21 protein-coding genes are annotated in these 20162 nt (G+C 57.7%); 8 read left to right on the forward strand and 13 right to left on the reverse strand.

The annotated features are described in order from the left end of the window. The first annotated feature begins 55 nt into the window (after nucleotides 1-55). Nucleotides 56-607: a TetR/AcrR family transcriptional regulator gene (locus AAIE04_RS13050; protein WP_019452733.1), complete on the forward strand. Its 552-nt coding sequence runs from the start codon at nucleotides 56-58 to the stop codon at nucleotides 605-607. A 47-nt stretch (nucleotides 608-654) separates the two neighbouring features. Here AAIE04_RS13050 and AAIE04_RS13055 read toward each other — a convergent pair whose 3' ends face one another. From AAIE04_RS13055 to AAIE04_RS13080, 6 genes are all read right to left on the reverse strand, one after another. Continuing rightward, a complete protein-coding gene (locus AAIE04_RS13055; protein WP_019452732.1) occupies nucleotides 655-918 on the reverse strand; it encodes a hypothetical protein in 264 nt (87 codons plus the stop codon). Nucleotides 919-1191: 273 nt separating this feature from the next. After that, nucleotides 1192-2199 carry a substrate-binding domain-containing protein gene (locus AAIE04_RS13060; protein WP_019452731.1) on the reverse strand — a complete coding sequence of 336 codons (1008 nt, stop codon included), beginning with the start codon at nucleotides 2197-2199 and terminating at the stop codon, nucleotides 1192-1194. A 33-nt stretch (nucleotides 2200-2232) separates the two neighbouring features. Further along, nucleotides 2233-3270, reverse strand: a complete 1038-nt coding sequence (locus AAIE04_RS13065) for an ABC transporter permease (protein ID WP_043128958.1) — start codon at nucleotides 3268-3270, stop codon at nucleotides 2233-2235. A gap of 16 nt (nucleotides 3271-3286) precedes the next feature. Next, a complete protein-coding gene (locus AAIE04_RS13070; protein WP_498577086.1) occupies nucleotides 3287-4792 on the reverse strand; it encodes a sugar ABC transporter ATP-binding protein in 1506 nt (501 codons plus the stop codon). Next, complete coding sequence (xylB, locus tag AAIE04_RS13075; protein WP_498577087.1) at nucleotides 4789-6306, reverse strand: xylulokinase; 1518 nt, start codon at nucleotides 6304-6306, stop codon at nucleotides 4789-4791. The genes AAIE04_RS13070 and xylB overlap by 4 nt, the downstream gene beginning before the upstream one ends. A gap of 4 nt (nucleotides 6307-6310) precedes the next feature. After that, nucleotides 6311-7345 (reverse strand): NAD(P)-dependent alcohol dehydrogenase, encoded by a 1035-nt coding sequence (locus AAIE04_RS13080; protein WP_063918449.1) that lies wholly within the window; start codon nucleotides 7343-7345, stop codon nucleotides 6311-6313. Between the two features lie 228 nt (nucleotides 7346-7573). Here AAIE04_RS13080 and AAIE04_RS13085 point away from each other — a divergent pair, with 228 nt between their 5' ends. The 3 genes from AAIE04_RS13085 to AAIE04_RS13095 all read left to right on the forward strand — a co-directional run bounded on the left by AAIE04_RS13085 (nucleotide 7574) and on the right by AAIE04_RS13095 (nucleotide 11256). Then, nucleotides 7574-8128, forward strand: coding sequence for a D-lyxose/D-mannose family sugar isomerase (locus tag AAIE04_RS13085; RefSeq protein ID WP_019452726.1), 555 nt, complete (start codon nucleotides 7574-7576; stop codon nucleotides 8126-8128). A gap of 71 nt (nucleotides 8129-8199) precedes the next feature. Then, nucleotides 8200-9201, forward strand: coding sequence for a LacI family DNA-binding transcriptional regulator (locus AAIE04_RS13090; RefSeq protein ID WP_498577088.1), 1002 nt, complete (start codon nucleotides 8200-8202; stop codon nucleotides 9199-9201). Nucleotides 9202-9369: 168 nt separating this feature from the next. Further along, nucleotides 9370-11256: a putative phage tail protein gene (locus AAIE04_RS13095; protein ID WP_498577089.1), complete on the forward strand. Its 1887-nt coding sequence runs from the start codon at nucleotides 9370-9372 to the stop codon at nucleotides 11254-11256. An 84-nt stretch (nucleotides 11257-11340) separates the two neighbouring features. On the opposite strand, the gene AAIE04_RS13100 is transcribed toward AAIE04_RS13095, so the two are convergent. Then, complete coding sequence (locus AAIE04_RS13100; RefSeq protein WP_498577090.1) at nucleotides 11341-12291, reverse strand: amidohydrolase family protein; 951 nt, start codon at nucleotides 12289-12291, stop codon at nucleotides 11341-11343. 161 nt (nucleotides 12292-12452) lie between these two features. After that, the gene (locus AAIE04_RS13105) at nucleotides 12453-12749 is read right to left on the reverse strand and encodes a YciI family protein (RefSeq protein WP_004932096.1); all 297 of its coding nucleotides are present in this window, start codon (nucleotides 12747-12749) and stop codon (nucleotides 12453-12455) included. A 175-nt stretch (nucleotides 12750-12924) separates the two neighbouring features. On the opposite strand from AAIE04_RS13105, the gene AAIE04_RS13110 reads away from it, so the two are divergent. Beyond that, nucleotides 12925-13578 carry an epoxyqueuosine reductase QueH gene (locus tag AAIE04_RS13110; RefSeq protein WP_498577091.1) on the forward strand — a complete coding sequence of 218 codons (654 nt, stop codon included), beginning with the start codon at nucleotides 12925-12927 and terminating at the stop codon, nucleotides 13576-13578. 235 nt (nucleotides 13579-13813) lie between these two features. Beyond that, nucleotides 13814-14563 (forward strand): TonB system transport protein TonB, encoded by a 750-nt coding sequence (gene tonB / locus AAIE04_RS13115; RefSeq protein ID WP_498577092.1) that lies wholly within the window; start codon nucleotides 13814-13816, stop codon nucleotides 14561-14563. 71 nt (nucleotides 14564-14634) lie between these two features. Here tonB and yciA read toward each other — a convergent pair whose 3' ends face one another. After that, entirely contained in the window at nucleotides 14635-15063 is a 429-nt protein-coding gene (gene yciA / locus AAIE04_RS13120; RefSeq protein ID WP_004932085.1) for an acyl-CoA thioester hydrolase YciA, read from the reverse strand. A gap of 76 nt (nucleotides 15064-15139) precedes the next feature. Beyond that, nucleotides 15140-15679, reverse strand: a complete 540-nt coding sequence (locus AAIE04_RS13125) for a septation protein A (protein WP_019452719.1) — start codon at nucleotides 15677-15679, stop codon at nucleotides 15140-15142. 221 nt (nucleotides 15680-15900) lie between these two features. Here AAIE04_RS13125 and AAIE04_RS13130 point away from each other — a divergent pair, with 221 nt between their 5' ends. Beyond that, nucleotides 15901-17604: a SulP family inorganic anion transporter gene (locus AAIE04_RS13130; protein ID WP_498577093.1), complete on the forward strand. Its 1704-nt coding sequence runs from the start codon at nucleotides 15901-15903 to the stop codon at nucleotides 17602-17604. Between the two features lie 52 nt (nucleotides 17605-17656). On the opposite strand, the gene AAIE04_RS13135 is transcribed toward AAIE04_RS13130, so the two are convergent. Both AAIE04_RS13135 and AAIE04_RS13140 read right to left on the reverse strand, forming a co-directional pair. Continuing rightward, nucleotides 17657-18409 (reverse strand): YciC family protein, encoded by a 753-nt coding sequence (locus AAIE04_RS13135; RefSeq protein WP_019452717.1) that lies wholly within the window; start codon nucleotides 18407-18409, stop codon nucleotides 17657-17659. 34 nt (nucleotides 18410-18443) lie between these two features. Continuing rightward, a complete protein-coding gene (locus tag AAIE04_RS13140) occupies nucleotides 18444-18884 on the reverse strand; it encodes a YkgJ family cysteine cluster protein (RefSeq protein WP_025159790.1) in 441 nt (146 codons plus the stop codon). Nucleotides 18885-19170: 286 nt separating this feature from the next. On the opposite strand from AAIE04_RS13140, the gene ompW reads away from it, so the two are divergent. After that, entirely contained in the window at nucleotides 19171-19803 is a 633-nt protein-coding gene (ompW, locus tag AAIE04_RS13145) for an outer membrane protein OmpW (protein WP_019452715.1), read from the forward strand. Nucleotides 19804-19845: 42 nt separating this feature from the next. Here the strand turns inward: ompW and AAIE04_RS13150 are convergent, their stop codons facing one another. Next, on the reverse strand, nucleotides 19846-20160 hold the full coding sequence (locus AAIE04_RS13150; RefSeq protein ID WP_019452714.1) for a BON domain-containing protein: 315 nt from the start codon (nucleotides 20158-20160) through the stop codon (nucleotides 19846-19848). Nucleotides 20161-20162 lie beyond the last annotated feature (2 nt).

Below are 20162 nucleotides of genomic sequence, written 5' to 3' on the forward strand. Positions count from 1 at the left end.
TATACTGGTTGATAATATATATCCATACGTTCGTATTGAAAAGAAGGGTTTCTTAATGGGACGTCAACGCAGCATCGATCGCGATAAGGTTTTGGACACCGCCGAAGAGATCGTCGCCACTCAGGGCGCCGCCGGCTTGACCATCGACGCCGTCGCCAAAGCGATGGGGATCTCCAAGGGGGGGGTGCAGTATTGCTTCGGTAGCAAGGACGCCTTGATCGACGCCATGTTCGATCGCTGGGGCAGCGCCTATGAAGCGCTGTTCGCGGATATCGCCGGCGCCGACCCTTCGCCACAGACCGGCGTGCGGGCGCATATGTTGGCGACCCAAAGTTCGGATCAGACCGCCAGCGCCAAGGCCGCCGGGCTGATGGCGACGCTGATTCAAACGCCGGAGCATCTGGCGAGTACGCGCGAATGGTACCGCAGCCGCATCGCCGGGCTCGATTTGGCGAGCGAAGAGGGCAAGCGCGCGCGCCTGGCGTTTCTCGCCACCGAAGGCGCTTTTATGCTGCGTTATTTCGGTTTGATGGATATCGACCAGGCGGAGTGGGAAACGATGTTCGCCGATATGCAGGCGTTGATACTGGCGGACGGAGATAAATAACGAATGAATTAAGCGGCAGGTGTCAGCCTGCCGCAGGATAAACCCGATTATTTATAGGCTATCGCATTGATGGTTTCGAAGGTGGTTTTGCCCTCGCGGCCAATAATGACGTAATACTTGCCGCCTTTTTCGTCCACCGCTTTCGACAGGCGCGCGTGATCGATCCCCACGGTGTCGTCGCCGTCTTGCGAAATGGTCACCGGACCAATCTCGGTATGTTTCGCCGCCTCTTCCCGGGTGATTTCAATCGCCGCCAGCGATGAGAAAGAGGTGAACGCCAGCAGTGCCAAGAGATATTTAGTTGCCTTCATAATTATTCCTTTTCGATTCGAAAATAAAAATGACCCGTAACTGCATCTGAACTACGGCTAAAGTGTAGATCAGCGGCGGCGGTTTGCTCTGCGGCGGCAATAATAAATCGCCGCTGACGGCTGCGCCTATCACACTGATAGTTAGTCAATGGGCAGCGGCAGGCGTATGTTTATCGAACAAGATATTCCCTCGAAGAACCTTTAAGCCAGCCACTCCGTGCTGGCTTTTTTTTGTTTACGTGCGGGCGGGCCCCCGGAGAGGGGGGCGAAGGGTTATTTACGGGCATCCAACAGCGATTGGGCATTCTCTGGGGTGACGACGGTCCACGGGATGTAGTAATGCTTCTGCGTGCCGCCTTCCCATTTCAGATCCTTGGCGTATTGTTTCCAGATATCCGACTGTGGTTGATAGCTTTCACCTTTCACGGCGCGCAATGCGACGTCGATGGAACCCTGCATCTGGCCTTTGGCGTCTTGCAGGATGGAGACCATTTCACCGGCCTGCACCGCATGAATCGCGTCGGAAACGCCGTCCACGCCAGCGATCGCGAAGTCCTTAACATTCAGGCCGGCGCCTTTAATCGCTTCAATCGCGCCCAGCGCCATCTCGTCGTTCTGGCCAATCACGCCGTTGATTTTACCCCGATGTTTCTGCAGCCAGTTTTCCATCAGCGGCTGCGCTTCAGCGCGCGACCAGTTGGCCGTTTTGCGTTCAAGCACGGTGACCTGGCCGGCGCCGCACTCGGCAATCGCTTTGTCATTGCCCTTGCCGCGCTGGATCTCGCCGCTGCCGCCTTTCGGGCCTTCGATAATCACCACGTTCACCTTATGGTTCTTGCAGTCGAGTTTGTCCAGGACGGCTTTGGCCTCGAGATAGCCCCCCAGCTCATCGTTAGACACCACTTCAGAGGTCATCGCGTCCGTGTTCAGACGCGCGTTGGTGACCACCACCGGGATTTTGGCTTCGTTGGCATTGGTGACGATATCGATATTGGCCTCAAAATCCATGGGGTTGACGATAATGGCGTCGGCGCGCGTCTGGATCGCGGTGGCGGCCTGATCGTTTTGCACCGATGCATCATAGCGCCCATCGTAGAAGGTCAGCACGGCTTCGCCGCTTTTCACCGCCGGGTGTTCCTTGCCGAATCTTTCCATCAATTGCACGAATTCGGCTTTGTTGCCGTACATCAATACCGCGATTTTAACCGGGGCCGCCTGAGCAGCCGACAGGCTGCCGAACATCATGGCAGAGGCAAACAACGCTATCTTGGTCTTATTCATGGTTTTCTCCTGGTAGAGTTGGGTCTGATGTTATTAATCGCGCTGTTGCTTACGCGATGGGTCGAGCAAGACGGCAAGAACGATCAATGCGCCTTTGATAATTTGTTGGTAATACGATTGCACGCCAAGCAGATCGAGGCCGTTATTCATCACCCCGATGATCAGCACGCCGAAGAAGGTGCCGACCAGCGTACCGACGCCGCCCGCCATGCTGGTGCCGCCGATCACCACCGCGGCGATGGCGTCCAGCTCATAGCCTGCGCCGGCGTTGGTTTGCGCCGAACCGGTGCGCGCGGTGAGGATCAAACCGGCGATGCCGGCCAGCGCGCCGCACAGCGTATACACCAGTATCTTGATACGAGTGACGTTAATCCCTGAGGTGCGTGCGCTTTTCGGGTTGCCGCCGACGGCGTAGATGTAGCGCCCGAAGAGGGTTTTATTCAGCACCAGCCAGGCGAGGGCGAACAGCACGATGAAGATGATGACGGGCACCGGAACGCCGCCGACATAACCATTGCCCAACCAGCGGAAATCGCTGTTCAATTGCGAAACCGGATTGCCGTTGGTGGTCAACATGGTTAAACCGCGCGCCGCAGAGAGCATGCCCATGGTGACGATAAAGGGTTGCAGCCGGTAGCGGGCTAACACGGTGCCGTTCACCAGGCCGCAGACGATGCCGATGCCCAGCGCCACAATCAGCGGTGCCATGACGGCGGTCGCGGTATCGCCGATGGCCAATCCGCTATTGTTGGTGGCGAAACGGGCGGCGACGATCCCGCTTAACGCCAGCACCGAACCCACGGAGAGATCGACGCCGGCGGTGATGATGACGAAGGTCATGCCGATTGCCAGAATGCCGTTGATCGAGACCTGGCGCAGGACGATCAGGGTGTTTTCATTGCTGAGAAAATAATTGCTGCTCCAGGCCCCCTGGGCGACCTGATATTCGCCAATCAGCGCCACGGTCAGGCACAGGGCGAAAAAGGCGATGATAATGCCGTATTTGTGCATACGGCGCTTATTGCGGGTGAAAAATGACATTCCTGGTGATAAGGAGTGGGCGCTGCTCATTGTTATTCTCTCTCTGTTAAACCGCGAGTTTCATCAGTGCTGCCTGAGTCGCATGGGTTGCCGAAAGCTCGCCGGCCAACTGCCCGTCACGGAACACCAATATGCGATCGCTCATGCCTATGATTTCCGAAAGTTCGGAAGAAACCATGATGATCCCTTTGTTTTGCAAGGCGAATTCCGACATGAATCGATAGATCTCTTTTTTGGCGCCGACGTCGATGCCGCGCGTCGGCTCGTCGAGCAGCAAAACCTCCGGATCCAGCAGCGCCCAGCGGCCCAGCACCACTTTTTGCTGGTTGCCGCCGCTCAGGTTGCCCACCGGCTGCTCGCCGTCGTGGGTTTTAACGTTGAAGCGCTGGATCATGTCGCGGGTACGCGCTTGCTCCCGTTTCTCGCTGACAAATCCCATCCGGCTGATGTCGGCGAAAGAGGCGATATTGATGTTTTCGCTGACGGAGCGGCACAGCACCAGGCCGGTTTCCTTACGGTCTTCCGTTAAATAGGCGATACCGCTGTCGATGGCTTCGCGCGGGGAGTGACGGCTCAGCGTTTTGTCGCCCAAGCGAATCGTGCCGCTGTCGGCATGCTGAACGCCGAAGATAAGATCGAGGAACTCGCTGCGGCCCGATCCCACCAGGCCGTAGATGCCCAGGATTTCGCCGTGCTTAAGCTGCAGGCTGATATCTTTGATCTTGTCGCGCCAACACAGGTTGTTAACCTCCAGCAACACCGCCTCGCCGGGTTGATTGAATTTGGCGAACTCGCTGTCGTACTCGCCGCCGATAATGTGTTCGATCAGCTGTTCACGGGTAATGTCGGCGATATAGCCTTCATGGATGTAGGCGCCATCGCGAAAAATGGTGTAGCTGTCCGCGATCTGGAAGATCTCTGACAAGCGGTGAGACACATAGATAATGCCTTTGCCTTTCGCCGCCAGTTGCTGCAGCGTCTGAAAGATTTTCTGCGCATCTTCTTCGCCAATCGCCGAGGTGGGCTCATCCATGATGATGATGTCGGCATTGGCATGCGACAGCGCCTTGGCGATCTCGACCAGCTGTTGCTCGGCGACGCTCAGATTGCGCATCTTTTCCCGGGCGTCGATCTTGAAATCCAGTTCATTGAGCAGGCTGGTCGTGCGCTGGTTGAGCGTCGCGAAGTCGACGAAACCCAGGCGCCTCGGCTCGCGGCCCAGCCAAATGTTCTCGGCCACCGTCAGGTCCGGGATCGCGCTCAGTTCCTGCTGCACGATGGCGATGCCGGCGTTGAGGGCATCGCGGGGATGATGAAATTCGCAGCGTTGGCCATGGATAAAAATGTCGCCGCCATCGGGTTGAATAAAGCCCATCAGAATGCTGAGAAAGGTGGATTTACCCGCGCCGTTGCCGCCGCACAGGGCATGGATGGACCCGCGCCGCAGGCAAAACTCTGCATTTTTAAGCGCCACGACCGGGCCAAAGGCTTTCCTGACGCCGCTGACTTCCAGCAGGTAGGCGGGGGCTGACGTATGGGGATCTTGCGTCACAGTTGTACCTCCGGGTAGGTTCGTTGCAAACGCTGCAGGTACCGTTGATAAAGCGTCTCGTATTGCGTTTGTCGGTCGTCGTTTGGCGTCGCGCGCGTGGCTTCATCCAGTGAAACGAAGCGTTGGCACAGTTCAGCCAATAATTCGGCGGCGCTCTGGTTCGGGCGATCGGCCAACGATGTCGCCCACATCGCCTGAATGGCGCCGCCCAACGCGGCGGTCTCTTTGACTTTCAGACAGACCACCGGGCATCCCATCACGTCCGCGACGATTTGTCGCCAGGCGGCGCTGCGGGCGCCACCGCCGGTGAGACGGATCTCGCGCGTTTCGATGCCCTGGCGGCGGAACAGCTCGATGCCATAGCGCAGGCCGTAGGTGGCGCTCTCCACCACGGCCAGGCAGAGGTTGGCGCGGGTAAAATTGTCGCTATCCAGGTTATGCAGGCTGGCGCGCGCGTGGGGCAGCGGCGGAACGCGTTCGCCGTTGAAGAACGGCAGCATCTCGACGCCGCCGGCGCCCGGTGCGGCCTGCGCCAATAGGGCGTTGAAGCCGGCAAGATCTTCGTCCAGCAGCGTTTGCATCGCGGTGGTGGCCGAGGTGACATTCATGGTGCATATCAACGGCAACCACCCGTTGGTACTGGAGCAGAAACCGGCAATCATGTCCGACTCCGCCACGACGGGCGCGGCGGACCAGGCGAATAGCGTGCCGGAAGTGCCCAGGCTCAGAGTGACGGCGCCGGCCTCGATGTTGCCGGCGCCGATGGCCGCCATCATATTGTCGCCGCCGCCGGTCGATACCCTGGCGGTGGGGCTGAGGCCGAGCTTTTCCGCCGCGACAGGGCGCACCGTGCCGATGCAGCATTCCGCGCTTTTGAGCGGCGGCAGGGCTTGCCACAGGCGGCCGCTGTCGTCGATGAGATCGACGGCGGTTTTGCTCCAGCTGCGGGTGCGCACATCGAGCAGTCCGGTGCCGGAGGCGTCGCCGTATTCCGCCACGCGTTCCCCGGTCAGCCAGAAGTTCAAATAATCATGGGGCAGCAGCACGGTGTGCAGTTTTGCCCAGAGCGCCGGGTGGTGCGTCTTGAACCAAAGGATTTTCGACGCGGTGTAACCGGTGGCGACCCGCAGACCGAGTGTTTCCAGCGAGCCGTTGGCGCCGCCGAGCCGCTGCAGCAGCCGTTCGTTTTCCTCTGCGGTTTCGGTATCGCACCACAGCTTGACGCTGTGCAGCACGTTGCCTTGTGCGTCCAGCGGCACGAAGCCATGCTGCTGGCCCGAAACCCCCAACGCGTTAATCTCCCGTGCGTCGACGCCGGCGTTGGTCACCGCTTGTTGAAACGCGATGATCAGCGCGTCAACCCACCAGTCGGCCTCTTGTTCGCGCCGGCCGTTGGAATGGCTGATGAGGCGGTGAGGGGCGCTGCCCTCACCGAGGATCACGCCCTGTGCGCTGTCGACAATCACGACTTTCGTGCCTTGCGTACCGCAGTCTATGCCAGCATAGAGCGTCATAGGTTTACTCCATCTCCAGCATGATTTTGATGTCTGAGGCATGCCCCGCCGCCGCGCGTTCGAAGGCGGCCACGCTGTCGGAGAACTTGTAGGTCTGACTGATTAAAGGCTGGACGCGCAATTTGCCGCTGCTCAACAGCCGCAGCGTGCGCGGATACATGTTGGCGTAGCGGAAGATGGTCTTGAAGGTAATTTCCTTGGCCTGCGCCGCGACGATATCCATCGGCGCAGCGTCGATCGGCATGCCGACCAGCACCGCGGTCGCGCCCGGCGCCGCATGCTCAGCCAGCGTTGCGATAGCCGGTTTTGCGCCGCTGCATTCAAACACGACATCGGCGCCGTTGCCGCTGGTGAGCGCGGCCACTTTCCCCGCCAGGTCGCCGGTTTTGATATTGACGGCGTGCAACCCTTCGTAGCTGGCCGCCACCGCGAGTTTCTCGTCAAACAGGTCGCAAATAATGACGTCCGAACAGCCGCCCGCCAGTGCGGCAAGGGCCGTTACCACGCCGATCGGCCCGGCGCCGATCACCAGCGCGATGTCGCCGGGTTTAATCCCGGCTTTGGTGGCCGCTTGCATACCGATAGCCAAGGGCTCAACCATGGCGCCTTCAGCAAAACTGACGTTGTCCGGCAATTTGAACGTGAACGCGGCGGGGTGGATGACGGTTTCGCGCAGGCAGCCGTGCACCGGCGGCGTTGCCCAGAAGCGAACGGCCGGGTCAAGGTTGTAAATACCGGCGCGCGTTTGGGCCGAGTTGAGATCGGGAATGCCGGGCTCCATGCAAACGCGATCGCCGACGCTGAGGTGAGTGACATTTTCGCCAGTCGCAAGCACCACGCCGGAAGCTTCATGGCCGAGCACCATCGGGGCGTTAACCACGAACGGGCCAATGCGGCCATGCTGGTAATAGTGCACATCGCTGCCGCAGATACCTACGGAATGAATTTTAATCTGCACATCATCGGGCCCCAACGCCTCGGCCAGCTGGACGTCCTCAATAGCGATTTGCCCTGCCTTGGCCAACACTAATGCTTTCATATTGCCTCCTGGTGAATCATTTTTATGGTAACGATATCATTTCAATGCGGCGATAGTGGGCCAAAGCGGGTGGTTAAACTGTGATCAATGTTGGAATTGCTCGACGAGAGTTAATTTTGCTGGGGGGTTGTTATTCAATATGGAGATGACGGTCACAAAACCGGCGGGGCAATGACGGTTTTAATATCGGCGTGTTGATATCGATACCGTTACTTTGCAGGGAAAATGATGAACAAACAACAAAACGCCAAAGCCGCCACGCTGGAATATTTGCGCCAGGCGGACATTGTCCTGACGAAAGACGAGCAGCAACGTATTGAAATTGCAACCTTTGGTCTGGCTGACTATCCCGTGTCGGGATTGCAGCTGCTGACTTACGTCAACTCCCCCCGGTATTGTGCGAAAGAGTTGGTGCTCTTTCCGGGGCAGACCTGCCCAGAGCATTTGCATCCGCCTTTCGCCGGCACGCCCGGTAAGCAAGAGACTTTTCGTTGCCGTTGGGGGGAGGTATTTCTGTTTGTCGATGATGAAAACCTGACGCCCAACGATCGCGGCGGTGAGTTGGCATGTCGGGTGCCCGCAGGGGCGGAGCAGTGGTATACCTGCGATCGCTATATCCTTCTGCGGCCGGGTGAGCAATACACCATCGCCCCCAACACCCGGCACTGGTTTCAGGCGGGAAAGCAGGGCGCGGTGGTCTCCGAGTTCTCTTCCGAGAGCCGCGACGAGCTGGATATTTTTACCGATCCGCGCATTAACCGCCTTGCAGGCGTAAACCATTAGCGCCATGGGCAAAGTTCTGTCATGATGCCTAGAATGGTACGAAATGATATCTTCAAGCTAAGGAGCTGCATTTGGCAGTGGATCGAGGACGGAAAGCGACGCTGGCCAGCGTCGCCGCACAGGCGAATGTCAGCAAAATAACCGCTTCGCGGGCGTTTTCACAGCCGGACAAGGTCCATCCGGAAACGTTGAGGAGAATTCGCGAGACTGCCGCCGAACTCGGTTACGTGGTCAATGCCGCCGCGCGCAATCTGCGAGCGAAAAGCAGCAGAACCATCGGTATCGTCAATCCTGATATGGCCAACCCATTCTTTGGCGGCCTGACGCGCCTGATGACGCTCGAAGCGCAAAAAATGGGGTACGACACCCTGGTGTTCGACTCCTATGAGTCTCAGGAAAGCGAAGACAGAATCATCGACAAACTCATTGGCTACAACGTCGATGCGATCATTCTATCGGTCATTTCCAACGATCATTTGTACCAGCCTTCCTATCTGAAACGCTTGGAAACGCTCAATATCCCGGTGGTGCTGATCGATAGGGAATTGGACAGCCGCCATTGCAGCGGGGTGTATATCGATAACCTGGACTGCGGTCTCCAGGCGGGGCGTTGGCTGCTGGAACAGCAGGCGCAGCGGGTAGTGGTGGTCTCCGGGCCGGAGAATTCCAATGTGGCGCGTGACAGGGTCACTGGATTGCAAGCGGCTTTGCAAGGCAAAGTGGCGTCTCTGGAAGTGCTGTACGCCGATTTCTTTATGGATGTCGCCTGGCAAGAGACGAGCCGTTGGCTGGCCAACAATCGCTCCCCGGACTTTTTCGTCGGCTGCAACAACCAAATCTCCCTGGGCATCATCAAGGCCTGCATCGAACATCGGCTGCCGTTGATGCAGGAGGTGTCGCTGTTCAGCATCGATGAGGTTTCGCATGCCGAGATTTACGGTTTTCATTTCCCCTGCGTGTCGCATGATTTGCAAGAGATCGCCTGGCAGGCCTTAAATCTGGCGATTCGCCGCATTGCCGATCCTGACATTAAACCGGGTAAGGTGGTGGTGCGGGGCAAATTAGTCATCTGACGGCTGCTGCCTTTGTATGAGCGATAAATGCAACAGAAAGAGGCGGTACACCAGATAGACCGCTATGTTCGCGGGTCAAGAGCACAACATCCCAGCTATTGATGCAAGGTTCATCCACTCATAGAGTTACTTGGCTGTATATAAATACAGTAAAACTATGAGGATAACATGATGAATACTTGCCCTGATATCGCCACGCTACGAAACACTCTGCCTATCGCTGCAGGCGAATTGATCGCTGTGACTGCATACTACGGCGATTGGAACGCCAGCAATCGCCAGCCAACCGGTGGTGGCACCTTCGTCGCCAAAGCACAATCGACAGCGATGGATGACGGCGGTATGTTCATCCGCCCCAACGCCGGTTGGTTATGGGTACGCGTCCTGGATGTTGCCGGTACGGTGTCGCCCTATATGTTCGGTGCGAAAGGTGATGGTATTTCAGAGGATGCCGCTGCAATTCAGGCCGCTCACGACTATGCCAGTTCGCAGGCTGTCTCCAGCGGCTCACGCGTGTTGAAAAACGGTAATCTGCAGTTCGGTAGCGGGCAATTCAAATGCACGAAAACGCTGAACCTGGATTTGAAAACTGTTGATTACGATTTTTCCGGTGCGTTGCTGGATTTTAGCGCCATGACTCCGGGCGATAACGTCAAGCGGAAAGCCGCCATTCAATGGCAAAACAGCGCCGGATATACCCAAGGTAATCTCAGCGTGAAAAATCTGCGCATGATGGGACCTGGCCCCAATTCCTTTGTCGATGGCATGACGTTTTCTACTTCATTCTCGGCAAACTATGGACGCAATTCGTTGACCTTTATCGGCGGCGGTATCGAAGGTTTTGCTTATGGCATTACCGGCACCATCGATTTCTACTTTCTGCGTATGTACGGCTTTAGTTTCAATCACTGCGACATTTGCTACTACTTCCCGGACAATACTTTCAATTCCGGCGAAGAGATGAACTTCCACAGTTGCGTCTTCGGTCAGAGCAACTGTGGCGTGAAATTGATGGGAGGGTATAGTTATTTCTTCAACTGTTCCTTCGATTACATTTACGGTAAAAACGGGCCGCAAACCCCAACCAGTCATGTCGGAAAGTATATGCATATCGAGGGGGGGCAACATATTTTCCGTGATTGTCACGTTGAAGGTTATGGACCGCAAAATTACATCCTGAATATCCCGGATGCCAAAAGTTGCAAAGTCAACGTTATCGGCGGTCTGTTTACCTTCAAAGCCGGCGGCAGCCCAACGACCTATCCGACAACCTCCAATCCCTTCTATGTCGGCAGTCTGGCTAGGGTAGTCTTTGATAAGGTCAATATTGGCGAGATGCAGCAAGGCGGTGATGCTAACGTCAGCGGCTGGATTGATGGCACAGGTTCTGTCTCGCTGCACAACACGCAACTGCCCATTTCCTGGCCTTATCTGTTAACTCAGGTGCGAACCGATACCGCCGTACAGGACAATTGGCTGGATGGCACGACGTATAGCAACGGTAGCGACAAATGGACTGAGGAAGTTTGGGTTCTGCCGCCGGGAGGCGTTAATACGGTGCGTAAATCTCGCTACGGGTGGGGCACGACTAACAGCACCAATTTCAGCCTTATTCGCCAGGCCGGTTTCGTTTCATTGGGGCGCAACGCGGCCGCTGGTAATGGTGTGTTCCAGGCGGTGCTGGGAACCATCAGCCTGAAAGGTTACGGCAGCGTTATTCACCATGTTCGCGCCAACACTTACGCGGGTGATGGGCAACTCTGCCAGGTCAAAATCCTATGGGCGAAGCTGCGTGAATATGGTCCGCAACAAGACGTGGAACCCCAAATTCTCAAGCAGCAAACCGGTCACGTTTACACCTATCAATTTAGCGGCAATGAATCCGATCTGAAGAGCGTTATCATCCCAGGCCAAATGCAGGGTTATCCTACGCAGCCTCCCGCCTTCGAGCGAGCGCCGGACTGGGCTACGCACGCTTTCTTGCTTATTGACGTCACCGAAATGAAAAGCAACTTTGACCTGCGCATTACGGATGTTTACCTGCGACAGGTCTGACGCAGTTTCCTAACATTGACCGGTTCACGACATGTCGCACATCCCGTTATTACGGGGGGTGCGACATGGAATGAGGACGGATCTTCAGTCCGCACCCAGCCCAAACAGCGCAGCCGCATTGCGATCCAAAATGGCGCTCGCTTCTTCCTCCGGCAATCCGGCACGCCGGATGTAGTCCACCGTGGTTTGAAACAGCTCGCCCGGCTGGAACGGAAAATCGGTGCCGAACAGCAGCCGCTCGGTGCCGAATGTCGCTGCTGCCGCTTGCAACGCAGGCACCTGATCGTGTCCTACCGTGTCGTACCACATGCGCAGGGCGGCGCAGCTCGGGGGTTCCGGCGTATCCGGCGCTTCCCACGCGACGGTTTGGTCGAGGCGTTCCAGCGTCATTGGCAGCAGGCCGCCCAGATGCGGAACGATGATTTTCATCTCCGGAAAGCGTAGAGGGATGCCGTTGAGGATAAAGTGCATGGCGGCGACCGTGTCTTCGATCGGCGCACCGATCGACCAGGTCAAGGCATACTCGGCGATCAGCGGCGAGTGCGCGCCGCGGCCGGCGGGATGAATGGCCAGCACGCTGCGGCGGCGGTTGAGTTCCTGATAGAGCGGCTCGAACACCGGGTTGGCGATAGAGAGCCCGAGCACCGAGGTGGTGATGCAGGCGCCCAGCATGCCGAGCTGGGTCAAGGCTCTGTCCAGCTCGCGTAACGCAGCGTCGATGTGCGGTAGCGGCAAGGAAGCGATGGCCCGGAAGCGGGTGGGATAACGCGCTGCCAGCTCCGCATATTCATCGTTGATCCGGCGCGCGGCATCAGCGGCCGCCTGTTCGTCTTCCAGGTGCGGCGACAGCGGCGTCGCCGACAAGATTTGCATGTCGATGCCGGCGCTGTCCAGCAGGGCGAAGCGGGCTGCCAGCTCGCGCTCGCTGCGGCCGGCGCCCAATTGCCGATAGGCGGCGACTTCATGCAGGCCATGAGATTGCAAAAGATCCAGATACTCTGTGCTCCACAGGTGAGCGTGAACATCGAGTCGCATCGGTCGATCTCCCTGAGTACGCGGCGATGCCGCGGGTTCAGGAGAGTATAGGCAGGCGGCGCTACAGCGCCCGAAGGGAAGGCATTTTTTCTACCGATGAGGGCGGACGAGAGCACGCATTGATCCGGGAACGGTACGCCGCTCCCGGTCAGGTAATGAGGTCAGAATACCTGCTTGAACGGTTTCACCGTCACGTCGGCGTAGACGCCGGCGGCGATATAGGGATCCTGCTGCGCCCAGGCCTGGGCTTCCGCCAGCGAAGCGAACTCGGCGATCACCGTTGAGCCGGTAAAGCCGGCGGCGCCGGGATCGTTGCTGTCGATGGCCGGGTTAGGGCCGGCGACCACCAGGCGGCCAGCGTCGCGCAGCGCCTGCAGGCGCGCCAGATGCGCCGGGCGCACCGCCAGGCGGTTTTCCAGCGAGTTGGGGACGTCTTGCGCGTAGATCAGATAAAGCATGTTTCACCTTTAAAATCATGGCTATAAAACGGTGCTATCAAGGTAGCGCAAAAGACGCGGCAGGGGAACGGCGCGCGGCGAATTTCCCGGCGGATTGGCGCTTATGCCTTGAAGCCGCTACTTTTTATTCGTATAGTGCGGCGCGCTTAAACTGATATGCCATTGAGGTGAGGATATGACGGAACTGGTAAGGGAAAAACTCGATTTGCCTGCGGGCAAAAGCAAACTGCTGCTGCATTCGTGCTGCGCGCCCTGTTCCGGCGAGGTGATGGAAGCGATCCAGGCGTCCGGGATCGAATACGCCATTTTCTTCTATAACCCCAACATTCACCCGCAAAAAGAGTATCTGTTGCGTAAAGAAGAGAATATCCGTTTCGCCGAGCAGCACGGGGTGCCGATTATCGATGCCGATTACGACACCAACAACTGGTTCGCTCGCGCCAAAGGGATGGAGCATGAGCCGGAGCGCGGCATTCGCTGCACCATGTGCTTCGATATGCGTTTCGAGCGCACGGCGCTGTATGCGCATGAGCACGGTTACGACACCATCTCCAGCTCGCTGGGTATCTCGCGCTGGAAGAACATGCAGCAGATCACCGACTGCGGCGTCCGGGCGGCGGAAAAGTATCCCGATCTGGTGTATTGGGATTACAACTGGCGCAAGAAGGGCGGTTCGTCGCGCATGATAGAGATCAGCAAACGCGAACGCTTCTATCAGCAGGAATACTGCGGCTGCGTCTATTCGCTGCGCGACACCAACCTGCATCGCAAAGCGCAGGGGCGGCCGCTGATTAAGCTGGGCGTGCTCTACTATGGCGATGAAGAATAAAGCTTAATCACCGCAATCGACCCGCTACGGCGGGTTTTTTATTTTTAGCGCTCGGCCAAACGTTAATGAAGCGTGTTGATTCGGCGGTTAAAAAGCAACGGCCAGGTTAATATCCTTATGAGTTTGCTGGTTTTCGCTACGGATACTGACGATTAAAGCGATAGTTTGCCTTTCGTTATTGAATATGATTGCTATTTGCATTTAAACTTGGCGAACCAGAGGAAACAGAATCATTATGCCGCTAAAAAAGATGTTCCTTAATCGCCGTATATCCGTGCCTTTTGTTTTGTCCGTAGGCTTGCACAGCGCCCTGGTGGCGGGGTTGCTTTACGCTTCGGTAAAGGAAGTGGTGGAGCTGCCGAAGCCAGAGGACGCGCCGATCAGCGTCATGATGGTCAACACCGCCGCGATGGCCGAACCGCCGCCACCGGCGCCGGCCGAGCCGGAACCGCCGCAGGTTGAACCTGAGCCGGAGCCAGAACCGGAACCCATTGTGGAGCCGCCGCCAAAGGCGATCGTGAAGCCGGAGCCGGTCAAGCCGAAACCGAAACCGAAGCCTAAGCCAAAGCCGAAGGTAGAAAAACCGGTTAAATCGGAGCCGAAGAAGGTCGAGCCGCGCGAGCCGTCGCCGTTCAACAACGATTCGCCGGCCAAGCCGATCGACAAAGCGCCGGTGAAACAGGCGCCTGCCGCGCCGGTGCAGGGCAACTCGCGCGAGGTTGGGCCAAGGCCGATCAGCCGTGCTAACCCGCTCTATCCGCCGCGAGCCCAGGCTTTGCAGATCGAAGGTAATGTGCGGGTACAGTTCGATATCGACAGCGACGGCCGGGTGAGCAACGTGCGCATCCTGTCGGCGGAACCGCGCAATATGTTTGAGCGTGAAGTGAAGCAGGCGATGCGCAAATGGCGGTATGAAGCCAAGGAAGCGAAAGATCGCACCGTGACTATTCGCTTCAAGCTGAACGGCACGACCGAATTGAACTGAGTTCGGTCACCATCAAAGAAAAAAAGGGTCGCCTCGGCGACCCTTTTTGCATTTGCGGTATCTCCGCCGGCTTACTCTTCGAAGCCGACGCGGAAATTCATTTTACCCTCTGGCAACGCGCGCGAGTTGCCTTCCGCATCGACTGCCACATAGGTGAACACCGCTTCGGTCGCGCGATAGCGCTGACCGATCGGAGCGGAAGAGACTTTCTTTACCCACACTTCGATATTGATGGTGATCGAGCTGCGCCCGGTGCGGATGCAGTGCGCATAGCAGCAAACCACGTCGCCTACCGCCACCGGTTTCAGGAAGGTCATGCCGTCTACGCGTACGGTCACCACGCGCCCTTCGGCGATCTCTTTTGCCTGGATGGCGCCGCCGATATCCATTTGCGACATCAGCCAGCCGCCGAAGATATCGCCGTTGGCATTGGTATCAGCCGGCATCGCCAGCGTGCGCAGCACCAGCTCGCCGCTGGGTAAAGGTCGTTGTTGTGTCATAGCAGTCTGCTTTTAAAAGGAGGGAATCACTTCATACTGCCCGCGGCAAGCGCCGCAGGCATTAACAAATTTGTAACTATTTTTTCTGTTCTGCCGGCATGTGCCGGTAAATATAGATACCGCTGAGCAGGGTGAATACCAGCGTCAACACCGTCAGGCCAAAGACTTTGAAATTGACCCAGACGCTTTGCGGCAGCCAGAAAGCGACATAGATATTCGCCAGGCCGCAGGCCAGGAAGAAGACCGCCCAGGCCAGGTTGAGGTTGCTCCACACTTTGTCCGGCAGCGTCAGCTCTTTGCCCAGCATGCGTTGAACCAGCGGCTTTTTGAGCACCCACTGGCTGATCAGAAGCGCCAGCGCGAACAGCGCGTAAATCACCGTCACTTTCCACTTGATGAACAAATCGTTGTGGAACACCAGCGTCAGAGTGCCGAACACCAACACCATCAGGAAGGTGATCAGCGTCATCTTCTCAACCTTGCGGTATTTCACCCAGGTGAACACCAGCGCCAGCGCGGTGGCGACGATCAACGCGCCAGAGGCGACGTAAATGTCGTACAGCTTGTAAAAAGCGAAAAAGACAATCAACGGGAGAAAATCAAGAAACTGCTTCATAAATCAATCCATCATCTGTTCATCGGCCGACTATACCGGATTCGGCGGGCTCTGTGTACCGCCGGACGTTGCCGATTATCGGCGTTTGGCCGGCGGATTTCTGCCGCGAAAGCAGGAATTTGCATAAACTTACGCAAGAAAGCACGGTTGCATTGCCAGAGTCGGCCACAGGTCGCATAGTAAGTGTCATAATAACCAGATAATTTACCGCGGAAAACAGCATGCAGTGGAAATCTCTCCAGGCCCTGACGCCTGGTTTGACGCATTTATTGGGGTATCAACGCGGTTGGCTCAAGCCGGATATTCGCGCCGGTCTTTCCGTTGCCGCCGTCGCCTTGCCGGTGGCCATCGCCTACGCCGAGCTGGCCGGCGTCAGCCCGGTAGTCGGGCTCTATTCCTGTATCTTGCCGATGGTGGCCTATGCGCTGTTCGGTTCGTCACGCCAGCTGATCGTCGGGCCCGACGCCGCCACCTGTGCGGTGATCGCCGCGGTGGTGACGCCGCTGGCGGCGGGCAATATGGAACGCCATTGGCAACTGACCATCATGATGACCGCCATGATGGGGGGATGGTGCCTGCTGGCCAGCCGGTTCAAGCTGGGGGCGTTGGCGGATCTGCTGTCGCGGCCGATCCTCAGCGGGCTGCTGAACGGCGTGGCGCTGACCATTATCGTCGATCAAATCGGCAAGGTGTTGGGGTTCACGGTGCATCAGGCGCAGCTGATCGAACGCATCTACGCGCTGCCGAGTAACCTGCTGCACAGCGATTGGCTGACGATGGTGGTGTCGCTGCTGACGTTGGTGACGCTGCTTGGATTCAAAAAATGGCGGCCTAACTGGCCGGCGCCGCTGTTCGCCATCGTGCTGGCGGCGTTCGTTACCTGGGCTGGCGGCTTGCAGCAGCATGGCGTGGTGACGGTGGGTGGCTTCAGCGGCGTGTTGCCGATCGTCCAGTGGCCGGACTTTCAGCCTGGTTTGCTGCGCGACATGGTGATCCCGGCGCTCAACCTGGCGGTGGTGAGCTTTGTCAGCATGATGCTTACTGCCCGCAGCTTCGCCGCCAAGAACGGTTATGAGGTCAACGCCGACGCCGAGTTTCGCGCGTTGGGGCTGGTGAATATCGTTTCGGCGCTGTCGCAAGGTTTCGCCATCAGCGGTGCGGACTCGCGCACCGCGGTGAATGACGCCAACGGTGGCAAGAGCCAGCTGGTGTCGATCATCGCCGCGGCGGTAATCGCCTTCGTCTTGCTGTTCCTGATGGCGCCGCTGCAGTTTATTCCGGTGGCGGGATTGGGCGTGGTGCTGATGTATGCGGCCTGGTCGCTGCTGGACATTCGCGGCATCTGGGTCTTGCGCCGTCGCAACGCTCAGGCTTTCCGCCTGGCGCTGTTTACCTTCCTCAGCGTGCTGCTGGTGGGGGTGATCAGCGGCATCGGCTTGGCGGTCTTGCTCGGATTGATGCAGTTTCTGCGCACCGTCTTCCGGCCGACGGAACAGCTGCTGGGGGTCAACGACGAAGGCATGATCCATTCCATGGGCAACAACAATGGCGTGAAGGCGGTGCCTGGCGTCATGATGTACCGCTTCAATTCGCCGCTAACCTATTTCAACGTGGCGTATTTTAAACGCCGCATCCTCAATTTGGTCGACGGCACGCCGTTCCAGCCGCGCTGGGTGGTGGTGGACGCGGTGGCCAGCTTTACCCATGCCGACATCAGCGTACTGGCGGCCATCGACGAACTGAAACGCGACTTATTGCAGCGTAACGTTAAGCTGGTACTGGCGGGGCGCCGCACCGAGCTGACGCGCTGGTTCCGCATCAACCGATTGGGGCGTGACAAAGAGCTGATTTTGGTGCCGGACCTGTATCTGGCGCTGAAGCTGATTCAGAGTAAGGAGCAGGCGGAAGCCGCCACGGCGGGGTAAACAAAAAAGGGGCGCGCCGAAGCGTGCCCCTTGGGTTTTGGTGGCGCCGGCCTTAGCCGCGCAGCAGCATATACAGACGGAACAGATAGATCAGCAGCAGGGCGGACACCAGGTTGCTCAACGCGGTCAACACCACGCTGGCGACGTTCGGCGTCAGCACCGACAGATGGCTCACCAGGAACAGCACCAGCAGCTTGGCCGCCAGCCACAGCATCATCGCCGGCACAATCACGCGCGCATTGGCGAAGGCCAGCTTGCTGCTCAACTTGAGCGAAGCGAACACGCCTTTTTTGTCGACGGAGGCGATCACCGGCGCCAGCGCGAAGGCGATCGCCATGATCACGCCCGGCACCACAAACAGCGTCAGGCCGAGCTGGATCAGCAGGGTGCAGATAAACAGCAGCAGCAACAGGCGAGGCAGATCGGGCGCCGAAGCGCCGAGCGCGCGCAGGGCGCTGGTGCGTTGCCCTTGCGACACCAGACGGATCAGCGTCAGCATCCCGCCGACCAGCAGCACGTTGCCGACCAGGGCGGAGAAGGTGGCGGCGGCCGACACTTTCAGCAGCACCATCTGCTGTTCCGGCGTCATCTGCTGGATCACTTCCTGAATGCCCATGCCGGTAGACGAGGCGAAATCGCTGGTGGTGGCAGCGAGCGTCGCCAACTGTTCGGCATCGGGGCTGAAGGCCTGATTCAGCAGCACGGAGATAAACGCCGTCAACAGCGCCAGCATCAGGATGCTGGCCAGTTGGTTGCGTAAAAAGTTAAAACTGTCACGGTACAAAGCGTTGGCCGTGATAGGCATGCAGACTCCTTGGCGTCGGGAAAACAGAGATAAATCAGTGGGTGATTGTACCCTGTTCCACGCCGCTGTGGCACCCCGCGAATTGCACTACGCCTATTTCTTCAACGATCGTCGTCTCAGGCAGCGAAAGCGGCAAGGGCACCGGCAACGGCGGCAGGCCGTAACGTTCGCGAGCGCGATCGCAGGCTTCGTTGCGCAGGCCGTTTTCACCGGACTGATCGAACTCTCTGCACGGGCTGGGCCGATTGAGGTAGATCGAGCAGGACACGGCGGTGCCGATCTCGCCGTCCAATGCGGTACAGCGTGGGGACTTGCTGTTGGTCCCCTGCATGCAGCGCAGGAACGGGGTCAAAGGCTCCGTTAGGGAAAGAGGGACGGTGCCGCCGCCGTCTTCGGCTTCGGCCCAATAGAATGACACTCGAAAATAACCGCAGCATGCGCCGCAGCTGACACAGGGATTAAGGATTTCGCTCATCTTGATTGCCCGCCGACTCCTTACGGCACCAACCAAAACCAACACGGAAAATGAAATTACCTCAGCCGCATTTTTCTCCGCAACTGAAATTTGAACATGTAGATAATTTACAACAAAATCGATTTTTTGATGCAGATCAATCCTTGATTTATTAAGCGGTTAGGTAACCTTGTTTTTAGTGGGATTTTAAATTTTTACACATAAGATGTGATCTCGATGGGATCACAAATACCCGAAAGTAGGTATATTCCTCCCCGAGAGATTAACCACACAAATGGAATGGATAATGAAAAAGACAACTCTGGTGGTATTGGCGACGATGATGGCGCCTATGTTGGCAAGTGCGCATCAGGCTGGTGATTTCCTGTTCCGCGCGGGTACCGCGACGGTACGCCCGAATGCGGGGTCGGACAACGTGCTGGGCTTAGGTTCGCTGGATGCGAAAAACAACACCCAGCTCGGCCTGACCTTCGGGTATATGGTGACGGACAACATTGGCGTTGAGCTGTTGGCCGCAACCCCGTTCCGCCACAAGGTGACGCTGGGCGGCACCGATCTGGCGACCGTTCACCAACTGCCGCCAACGCTGATGGCGCAATACTACTTCGGCGACAAGCAGGACAAACTGCGTCCTTACCTGGGCGTCGGCGTTAACTACACCACCTTCTTCGACGAGAAGTTCAACGACTACGGTAAAAGCGCCGGGTTGAGCAACCTCGATCTGAAAGACTCCTGGGGTGTGGCGGCGCAGGCCGGTCTGGATTACAACCTGGACGAACACTGGATGCTGAACATGTCGGTGTGGTGGATGAACATCGAAACCAAAACTCGCTTCAACGATGCGAATGGTGGGCACCACAGCTTCGATACGCGTCTGGATCCGTGGGTGTTCATGTTCGGGGCGGGTTACCGCTTCTGATCAAAGCCGTAAGCAGGGAGGCGCAAGGCCTCCCTGTCGGTATTATTTAAGCTGCATTACGTTGTCAACGGATTTCACGCCGGCAACGCCGCGAGTAACCTGCACCGCACGGTTGGCGTCATCGCTGGACGTCACGAAACCGCTCAGCTGAACGCGTCCTTTAAAGGTTTCCACGCTGATCTCGCGCGACTTAATGTTTTTATCCGCCAGCAGCGCCGATTTCACTTTGGTGGTGATCACCGTGTCATCGATATAGCCGCCCGTTCCCTCAGATTTTGCCGTCGGCGCGCAAGCGCTCACCGCGACCGCCACAACGGCTGCCATGCACAAGGCCGAAAGGGTTTTAAAAAGCTTCATAA

It is taken from the genome of Serratia sp. Ae19-1, assembly GCF_059801225.1.

Excerpts from the sequence above, each read along its gene's own strand:
- AAIE04_RS13050 (WP_019452733.1), top strand. The coding sequence starts at position 56 with ATGGGACGTCAACGCAGCATCGATCGCGATAAGGTTTTGGACACCGCC.
- AAIE04_RS13055 (WP_019452732.1), bottom strand. The coding sequence starts at position 918 with ATGAAGGCAACTAAATATCTCTTGGCACTGCTGGCGTTCACCTCTTTC.
- AAIE04_RS13060 (WP_019452731.1), bottom strand. The coding sequence starts at position 2,199 with ATGAATAAGACCAAGATAGCGTTGTTTGCCTCTGCCATGATGTTCGGC.
- AAIE04_RS13065 (WP_043128958.1), bottom strand. The coding sequence starts at position 3,270 with ATGAGCAGCGCCCACTCCTTATCACCAGGAATGTCATTTTTCACCCGC.
- xylB (WP_498577087.1), bottom strand. The coding sequence starts at position 6,306 with ATGACGCTCTATGCTGGCATAGACTGCGGTACGCAAGGCACGAAAGTC.
- AAIE04_RS13080 (WP_063918449.1), bottom strand. The coding sequence starts at position 7,345 with ATGAAAGCATTAGTGTTGGCCAAGGCAGGGCAAATCGCTATTGAGGAC.
- AAIE04_RS13085 (WP_019452726.1), top strand. The coding sequence starts at position 7,574 with ATGAACAAACAACAAAACGCCAAAGCCGCCACGCTGGAATATTTGCGC.
- AAIE04_RS13095 (WP_498577089.1), top strand. The coding sequence starts at position 9,370 with ATGATGAATACTTGCCCTGATATCGCCACGCTACGAAACACTCTGCCT.
- AAIE04_RS13100 (WP_498577090.1), bottom strand. The coding sequence starts at position 12,291 with ATGCGACTCGATGTTCACGCTCACCTGTGGAGCACAGAGTATCTGGAT.
- AAIE04_RS13105 (WP_004932096.1), bottom strand. The coding sequence starts at position 12,749 with ATGCTTTATCTGATCTACGCGCAAGACGTCCCCAACTCGCTGGAAAAC.
- AAIE04_RS13110 (WP_498577091.1), top strand. The coding sequence starts at position 12,925 with ATGACGGAACTGGTAAGGGAAAAACTCGATTTGCCTGCGGGCAAAAGC.
- tonB (WP_498577092.1), top strand. The coding sequence starts at position 13,814 with ATGCCGCTAAAAAAGATGTTCCTTAATCGCCGTATATCCGTGCCTTTT.
- yciA (WP_004932085.1), bottom strand. The coding sequence starts at position 15,063 with ATGACACAACAACGACCTTTACCCAGCGGCGAGCTGGTGCTGCGCACG.
- AAIE04_RS13125 (WP_019452719.1), bottom strand. The coding sequence starts at position 15,679 with ATGAAGCAGTTTCTTGATTTTCTCCCGTTGATTGTCTTTTTCGCTTTT.
- AAIE04_RS13130 (WP_498577093.1), top strand. The coding sequence starts at position 15,901 with ATGCAGTGGAAATCTCTCCAGGCCCTGACGCCTGGTTTGACGCATTTA.
- AAIE04_RS13135 (WP_019452717.1), bottom strand. The coding sequence starts at position 18,409 with ATGCCTATCACGGCCAACGCTTTGTACCGTGACAGTTTTAACTTTTTA.
- AAIE04_RS13140 (WP_025159790.1), bottom strand. The coding sequence starts at position 18,884 with ATGAGCGAAATCCTTAATCCCTGTGTCAGCTGCGGCGCATGCTGCGGT.
- ompW (WP_019452715.1), top strand. The coding sequence starts at position 19,171 with ATGAAAAAGACAACTCTGGTGGTATTGGCGACGATGATGGCGCCTATG.
- AAIE04_RS13150 (WP_019452714.1), bottom strand. The coding sequence starts at position 20,160 with ATGAAGCTTTTTAAAACCCTTTCGGCCTTGTGCATGGCAGCCGTTGTG.